This is a genomic window from Streptomyces sp. NPDC047022 (assembly GCF_040644155.1).
Taxonomy (GTDB): domain Bacteria; phylum Actinomycetota; class Actinomycetes; order Streptomycetales; family Streptomycetaceae; genus Streptomyces.
The window spans coordinates 1-7,250 of record NZ_JBEYVV010000070.1 but is presented as its reverse complement, the minus strand read 5'-3'; the positions used below and the strand labels follow the sequence as shown (position 1 = coordinate 7,250).

2 protein-coding genes are annotated in these 7,250 nt (G+C 72.0%); both read right to left on the bottom strand.

Annotated elements, in window-relative coordinates; translation table 11 throughout:
• Positions 1-2,052 (bottom strand): condensation domain-containing protein (locus ABZ845_RS31550; RefSeq protein WP_360986854.1); only part of this gene is annotated, 2,052 nt, incomplete at its 3' end.
• Positions 2,052-7,244, bottom strand: coding sequence for an amino acid adenylation domain-containing protein (locus tag ABZ845_RS31545; protein ID WP_360986851.1), 5,193 nt, complete (start codon positions 7,242-7,244; stop codon positions 2,052-2,054). The genes ABZ845_RS31550 and ABZ845_RS31545, both read right to left, overlap by 1 nt.
• Between the last annotated feature and the right edge of the window lie 6 nt (positions 7,245-7,250).

Genomic DNA, 7,250 nt, shown 5'->3' with positions numbered 1-7,250 from the left:
CGACGCCACCACCAACCGGCCACCCGCCGACAACGTCACCGCCACATCCAACACCGACGCATCAAAACTGAACGACGCGAACTGCAACACCGGCAGCCCCGCACTCACACCCAGCCACGGCCCCAACGCGGCAACCATCCGTGCCACCGCACCATGGGACACCGCCACACCCTTCGGCACACCCGTCGAACCGGACGTGTAGATGACATAGGCCAGCTGTGCCGGTATCAGGTCCTTCCGGGGTGCCGTCACCGGCTGCCCGGCGACCTCGGCGGCCGTAAACGTATCGTCCAGATCCAGCACCCGGAGACCCGCGGCGATCAGGCCGGTCGGCGTGTGGCCCGATCCCAGCACCAGGCCGGCGCCGCTGTCAGCGACCATGAACGCCAGCCGCTCCGCCGGATACTCCGGGTCCAGCGGTACATACCCAGCTCCGGCCCGCCAGACGGCCAGGATGGCGACGACCATCTCCACCCCGCGCGGCAGGCACAGCCCCACGAGCGATTCCGTACCCACCCCCTGCGCCACCAAGTGGTGGGCCAAGCGGTTGGCCCGCGCGTCCAGCTCCGCGTACGACAGCTCTACCCCGTCACACACCACAGCCACCGCATCCGGCGTCGACCCCGCCCAACCGGCGACCAGCTCCGGCACCAGCACAACAGGCCCATCCAACGACCTGCCGTTCCAGCCCGACACAACCTGCGCCCGCTCCTTGGCACCGAGGATCTCCACATCGGCCAGACGCGTCCGGGGCTCGGCGGCGATCGTCTCCACGACCCGCAGCAGCCAGCCCGCGATCCGCTCGGCCGTCTCGGCGTCGAACAGGTCCGCCGCCGCGATGAGCGACCCTCGCACGCCGGCCGGCCTGCCCTCGGCGTCGGACATCTCCTCGGCGGAGATCTCCAGGTCGAACTTGGCCGACGCCGATCCCGGCGCCGAGGAGCCCGCCGCGTCCACGCCGCTCAGGTCGAGTGCCGCTGTCGCCGTGTTCTGCACGGTCAGCATCACCTGGAACAGCGGGTGACGGGCCAGCGAGCGGGTCGGGGCCAGCTCCTCGACCAGCAGGTCGAACGGCACGTCCTGGTGCGCGAAGGCCTCCAGGCCGGTCTCCCGGACCCGTTCCAGCAGCTCACCGATGGTCGGGTTTCCCGAGAGATCGGTGCGCAGTACCAGCGTGTTGACGAAGAACCCGACCAGGTCGTCCAACGCCTTCTCGGTGCGGCCGGCGACCGCGGTGCCGATCGGGATGTCGGTGCCGGCGCCCACCCGGTGAAGTGTCACGGCCAGGGCCGCCTGCAGCACCATGAACAGGGTCATCCCCCGTTCCTGTGCCAGGGCCACCAGTCGCCCGTGCAGTTCGGCGGGGATGTCCAGGGCCACCCGGTGTCCGCGGTGGTCGGCCACGGTCGGGCGCGGCCGGTCTACCGGCAGCTCCAGGTCGTCCGGGAGGCCTGCCAACGCGTCACGCCAGTAGCCGAGTTGCTCGGCCAGGAGGCTGTCCGGGTCGGTTGCGTCGCCGAGCAGTTCGCGCTGCCACAGCGTGTAGTCCCCGTACTGTACCGGCAGCGGTTCCCACTCCGGTACCCGCCCGGCCAGGCGTGCCCGGTAGGCCAGCGACAGGTCCCGCGCCAGCGGACCCATCGACCAGCCGTCGCAGGCGATGTGGTGCACCACCACCACGAGGACCGACTCGTCGCCGCCCGACGTGAAGAGCCACGCCCGCAACGGGATGCCGGTGGACAGGTCGAAGACGTGACCCACCGCCCCGCCCACGGCTGCGGCCAGCTCCCGCTCCGCCACCTCCGCGACCATCAGCTCGAAACCGGCCTGACCAACCGTCAGAACCTGCTGGTACGGCTCGCCGTCGACGGTCGGGAAGACCGTGCGCAGGGCCTCGTGGCGCCCGATCACGTCCCGCAGGGCCGCGTTCAGCGCCGCTCGGTCCACCTCTCCCGTCAGCCGCAGGGTCAGCGGCAGGTTGTAGGTCGCGCTCGGCCCCTCCAGCTGGCCGAGGAACCACAGCCGGCGCTGTGCGAACGACACTGGGATCATCAGGACTCCTCCTGCTTGCGCATCGGCCGCAGCGTGGGCCTGGCCTTTTTCTGACGTCCGGTCGGGTCCTTCTGGCGTCCGGTCTGCTCCACGAGCCAAGCCGCGAGCGCCGCCGGTGTCCGCAGCTCGAAGACCGCTCGGATCGGCAGTTCCGCCCCGAGCACCTCCCGCACCTCGCTGGCCAGCCGGGTCGCCAGCAGCGAGTGGCCGCCGAGGGCGAAGAAGTCGTCCTCGACGCCGACCGCGGGCAGGTCCAGCACCTGGGCGAAGGCCTTGCACAGGCCCTCCTCCTCTACGGAGGCCGACGGGCGGCCACCGCCCGTGAGGTACTCCGGAGCGGGCAGGGCGGCGCGGTCGAGCTTCCGGTTCGCCGTCAGCGGCAGCGCGTCCAGGACCACCACCGCCGAGGGCACCACATAGGCGGGCAACCGCTCACCGAGGTACTCCCTCAGCAACGGGGGCAGTTCGCCGTACGCGCCGTCGGCGGGCACGACGTATGCCACCAGACGGTTGTCTCCGTGGCCGTCCTGGCGGGCGGTCACCGCCACCTGTGCCACGGACGGATGCATGGCCAGCACGTTCTCGATCTCGCCCGGCTCGACCCGGAAGCCCCGGATCTTCACCTGGGCATCCGCACGGCCCTCGAACACCAAGCGGCCGTCCGCCGTCCACCGCATCCGGTCACCGGTCCGGTACAACCGAGCTCCCGGCTCGAACGGATTCGCCACGAACCGCTCCGCTGTCAGCCCCGCACGGTTCAGATAGCCACGCGCCAACTGCCCACCCGCGACATACAGCTCACCCACGGCACCTACCGGCACCGGGCGCAGCACATCGTCCAGTACGTACACCCTGCTTCCACCCACCGGACGACCGGCCGGCACCACGTCCGTGTCCACCGCCGGATTGAACGCATGCGTCACCACCTGCACCGTCGTCTCCGTCGGGCCGTACAGGTTGCACACCTCCACTCCCCACGACTCGGCCGTCCGCGCCGCCAGGGCGGGCGAGACCGCCTCACCGCCCACGAACACCCGCCGCAGCGGCAGCCGCACACCCTCCTCGGCGGCGTCCACCACCACGCCCAGGAGCGACGGAACGAACTGCGCCACTGTGATCCGATGCCGGACGACGAACGCCAGCAACTCCCGCGGATCCTGCGACACCTCGCCCGGCGCCACGTACACCGGTGCACCGACCAACAGCGGAAGCCACAACTCCCAAACCGAGGCATCGAAACCGAACGAGGTCCGCGACAACACCCTGTCCCGTGCGTCCAGCCCGAACTCCTGTGCTATCCAGCGCAGATGGCCCACCACGGCAGCATGCTCGACGACGACACCCTTCGGGGTGCCCGTGGACCCCGAGGTGTGGATGACGTAGGCGGCATGGGACGGCAGCAGCGGGCTCCGCCGGTCGGCGTCGCACACCGGGACGGCCGACTGAGCGGCCAGCTCGGTACGGGTCTCGGCCGCATCCAGCACCAGTCGAGCACAGGGAGCGTCCGCCACCCCCTCGGCGGTCGCCGTCGCGGTCAGCACCAGGCTCGGTGCGGCGCCGGCCAGCATGGCGGCGATCCGCGCCTTCGGCTGCTCGGGGTCGAGAGGGAGGTAGGCCGCACCGGTCTTCAGCACCGCGAGCAGCGCCACCACTGTCTCCGCCGACCGGGGCAGGGCCACGGCCACCGACTGCTCCGGGCCCACCCCCTGCCCGATCAGCAGGCGAGCCAGCCGGTTCGCCTGGGCGTCCAGTTCGGCGTACGAGAGCTCGACGCCGCCGCAGACCACCGCGACCGCGTCCGGCGTCCGCGCCACCTGCTCGGCGAGGAGCCAGTCGAGCGTCGCTTCCTGCGGTACGGCGCCCGTGTCGTTCCAGTCGAGCAGCACCTGCTGCCGTTCGGCCGGATCCAGCACCTCGACGGCCGCGAGCGGCGTCCGGGGGTCCGTCTCCAGCACGGCCACCAGGTTGGCCAGGCAGGTCAGCAGTAGCTCACCGACCCGCACCGGTTCGGCCGGCGCGATCGCGTCGACGGTGACCGCGAATCCGGCGCCGGTGTCGGTGACCGACGCGGTCAGGGGGTAGTTGGTGCGGTCCTCGCTGAACAGCGCCGTGATGCCGCTCAGACCCTGATCGGACTCCTGGCCGACGGGGGTGCTGTAGCGGTAGTTGAACAGCGCGCTGAACAGTGGGCTCCCGTCGGGCACGCCGCTGGCGCGCTGGGCCAGTGCGAGGGGCGCGTGCTCGTGGGCCAGCAGCTCGGCCAGCTGCTGCCGCATCCCGTCGAGCGCCTCGCCCGTGCCGGTCAGGCCGAGGCGCACCCGGACCGGCAGGGTGTTGATGAACAGACCCGGCACCCGGTCGGAGCCGGCACCGGCGTTCATCCGCCCGAACAGCACCGTGCCGAACACCACGTCGTCCCGGCCACTGACCGCCGCCAGCACCCGCGCCCACGCCACATGGAACACGGTCGCCGCGCTCACCCCGAGGGAGCGGGCCAGGCTGCGCACCCCGGTGGCCAGCGCCTGGTCGACGGGGAGGTCGGCGCGCACGGTGCGGGTGCCGTCGCCGTACACGTCCACCAGGCCGAACGGCGCCGTCGTCTCCGTGACGTCGCCCAGCAGCTCGGTGAAGTACCGCTCGTGCTCCGCCACCGGCACGCCGAGGCGGGCCTGTGCCACGAAATCACGGAACGGCAGCGGGTCCGGCAGCGAGTCGCCCCGACCGGACAGGATCGCGCTGAGCTCGGCGAGCAGCACGTCCATCGTGGTGTGGTCCTGCACCAGGTGGTGGATGCGCAGCAGGGCGAGCCAGCGGCCGGTGCCCGGTTCGGCGGCGCTGCGCACCTCGATCAGCGGCGCCCGGCCCAGATCCATCGCCCCGCCGCCGGCCGCCAGCAGCTGCCGTACGGCGTCGCCGCCCGCGGGGTCCAGTTCGACCTGCTCGACCGGCAGCACCGCGTGGCGCAGCACCACCTGCACCGGTTCGCGCAACCCCTCCCACAGGATCGCCGTGCGGTAGATGTCGTGCCGGTCCACCACCTGCTGCAGCGCCGCCAGGAAGGCGTCCAACCGCTCACGTGAGTCGAAGGCGAGCCCGGTGGGCGAGGCGTAGACGTCCGCGCCACTGCCGCCCGTCTGGGTGGCCATCAGGTGGTGGAAGAAGATGCCCTCCTGGAGGGGGGCCAGCGGGTAGACGTCGGCGACGTTGGCCCCGCCGCCCGGGATCCGGTCGGTGATCCGCTCGATCTCGGCCTCGGTCAGCTCGACCAGCGACAGCATCTCCGGGGTGATCTCGGTCGCGCCGGCCGGGATCAGGTTGGCCGGCACCTCGATCTCCTGCGGCCCGGCCACCGAGGCCAGCCCCGCGGGAGTCGGCGTCTGGAACAGCGCCCGCACCGAGATCGACACACCCCGCGCCCGCAGGTACTCCACCAGCGAGACCACCAGCAGCGAGTGCCCGCCCAGGGCGAAGAAGTCGTCCTCGACCCCGACCGTGGGCAGCCGGAGGACATGCGCGAACGCCTGGCAGAGCAGCTCCTCCTGGGAGTTGGCCGGCGCCCGGCCGCCACCGGTGGCGTACTCGGGCGCGGGCAGGGCGCGGCGGTCGAGCTTTCCGTTCACGGTCAGCGGCAGGGCGGCGAGTGCGACGACCGCCGAGGGGACGAGGTGCGCAGGCAGCCGCTGGGCCGTGTACTCCCGCACCGCATCGGGCAGGACACCGGGTTCGGCGTCCGCCGCGGCGACGACGTAGGCGACCAGCCGGGTGTCGCCCGGCGTGTCCTCGCGGGCGACCACTGCGGCCTGGAAGACCTGCGGGTGGGCGGCCACGACCGCCTGGACCTCGCCCGGCTCGATCCGGAAGCCGCGCACCTTGACCTGCTCGTCCGCGCGGCCCAGGTACTCCAGGGTGCCGTCCGCCGTCCAGCGGGCCAGGTCGCCCGAGCGGTACATCCGGGCACCCGGCTCGAACGGACAGGCCACGAACCGCTCCGAGGTCAGGCCCGGACGGCCGACGTAACCACGGGCCAGCTGGGCACCGGCAATGTACAACTCGCCCGCCACCCCCGGCGGAACGGGGTTGAGCCACTCGTCGAGGACGTAGAGACGGGTGTTGGCGACCGGCCGGCCGATCGGCACCGAGTCCGCGATGTGCTGGTCTGCCGTCAGCTCGTACACGCAGCAGCCGACCACGGTCTCGGTCGGACCGTACTCGTTCACCACCACGGTGCCCGGCGCACGCTCCAGCCAGTCCCGCACCACGGCGCCCTGGAGTGCCTCACCGCCGACGATCCACCGCCGCGAGGCACCGGCCGCCAAGTCGTCGGCCAGCAGCTCCGACAGCAGCGGCAGATGCCCCGGCACCACCTTGGCCAGGCCGAACTCGCCTGGGCCGCTGAGCAGTTCGGCCAGTCCCTCGGCGCCACCGGCCGGGCTGACCCGGACGGCCGAGCCGGAGACCAGTGGCAGCACGACACTGGTGACGGTGAGGTCGAAGGCAAGCGAGGAATGCAGCGGAGCACCGCCGCCCTCCGCCATGCCGTACGCCTCGGCCGCCCACAGCGCGTAGTTCGCCAGCCCCCCGTGCGTGACCGCGACGCCCTTGGGCCGTCCTGTCGAACCCGAGGTGTAGATCACGTACGCCAACTGGTCCGAACGCCTGGTGACTTCGGGAGCAGCAGCCGACCGCGCGGCCGGCCCGGCGACCGTGGCCGGATCGTCCAGGTCGACCGTGCGGACCCCGTCCGTGGACAGCTCGCGCGTCAGGTCGCCGATGCCGACGAGCACCCCGGCCGCGCTGTCGGCGAGCATGAAGGCCAGCCGCTCGACCGGATACTCCGGGTCCAGCGGCACATAGGCCGCGCCCGCCTTCCAGACCGCCAGGATCGCGGTCACCATCTCGGCGCCGCGAGGCAGGCACAGGCCCACCACCGACTCGGCGCCCGCCCCTTGGGACATCAGGTGGTGCGCCAGCCGGTTGGCGCGGGCGTCCAGCTCCGCGAAGCTGAGCTCGACACCGTCACACACCACCGCGACCGCGTCCGGGGTCCGCTCCACCTGTGCCTGGTACAGCTCCGGCACCAGGACCTGCGGCAGCCGGCGCTCCGTGTCGTTCCATTCCGTCAGTACGTGGTGGAGCTCGTCCTCGCCCAGGACCTCGACGGCCGACAGCCGGGTCTGCGGCCGAGCGGTCACCGTCTC